General features: G+C 60.0%; 1 pseudogene. It reads left to right on the forward strand.

The annotated features are described in order from the left end of the window. A pseudogene (gene aceE / locus D8V06_RS29700) lies at window positions 1-1,406 on the forward strand (pyruvate dehydrogenase (acetyl-transferring), homodimeric type); the annotation flags it as partial.

Here is a 1,406-nt window from a genome sequence, read left to right on the forward strand (position 1 = left end):
GGCCCGGTTCGCGGCAACGGCAAGATCATCCAGGAACTCGAAGGCGTGTTCCGCGGTGCACAGTGGAACGTGACCAAAGTCATCTGGGGCCGTTTCTGGGACCCACTGCTGGCCAAAGACGTCGACGGTATCCTGCAACGTCGCATGGACGAAGTCATCGACGGCGAGTACCAGAACTACAAAGCCAAAGACGGCGCGTTCGTGCGCGAACACTTCTTCAACACGCCAGAACTCAAGGCGATGGTTGAGGACCTGTCCGACGACGAAATCTGGAAACTCAACCGTGGCGGCCACGACCCGTACAAGGTCTACGCGGCGTACCACGAAGCGGTCAACCACAAAGAACAACCAACCGTCATCCTGGCCAAGACCATCAAGGGTTATGGCACCGGTGCCGGCGAAGCGAAAAACACCGCGCACAATACCAAGAAGGTCGATGTCGAAAGCCTGAAGCTGTTCCGCGACCGCTTCGACATTCCGGTCAAGGACGAAGAGCTGGAGAACCTGCCGTTCTTCAAGCCAGAGCCGAACAGCGCCGAAGCCCGCTACCTGAGCGAGCGCCGCACTGCACTGGGCGGCTTCGTGCCACAGCGTCGCGCACAGAGCTTCAGCGTGCCGACTCCGGACCTGGATACCCTCAAGGCTATCCTCGACGGTTCCGGCGACCGTGAAATTTCCACCACCATGGCCTTCGTGCGGATCCTCGCGCAACTGGTCAAGGACAAGGAAATCGGCCCGCGCATCGTCCCTATCATCCCGGACGAAGCCCGTACCTTCGGTATGGAAGGCATGTTCCGTCAGTTGGGCATCTACTCCTCCGTCGGCCAGCTCTACGAGCCAGTCGATAAAGACCAGGTGATGTTCTACAAGGAAGACAAGAAGGGCCAGATCCTCGAAGAAGGCATCAACGAAGCGGGCGCCATGAGCTCCTTCATCGCTGCCGGTACTTCGTACTCCAGCCACAACCAGCCGATGCTGCCGTTCTACATCTTCTATTCGATGTTCGGCTTCCAGCGTATCGGCGACCTGGCCTGGGCCGCTGGCGACAGCCGTACCCGTGGCTTCCTGATCGGCGGCACCGCCGGCCGTACCACCCTGAACGGTGAAGGCCTGCAACACGAAGACGGTCACAGCCACCTGCTGGCCGCGACCATCCCGAACTGCCGCACCTACGATCCAACCTACGGCTACGAGCTGGCGGTGATCATCCAGGACGGCATGAAGAAGATGACCGAAGAGCAACAGGACGTCTTCTACTACATCACCGTGATGAACGAGTCGTACCAGCAGCCAGCCATGCCGGCCGGTGCCGAAGAAGGCATCAAGAAAGGCATGTACCTGCTCGAGGAAGACACTCGCGATGCGGCGCACCACGTTCAGCTGATGGGCTCCGGCACCATCCTGCG

This window comes from Pseudomonas sp. Sample_24, assembly GCF_004307605.1.
Lineage (GTDB): Bacteria > Pseudomonadota > Gammaproteobacteria > Pseudomonadales > Pseudomonadaceae > Aquipseudomonas.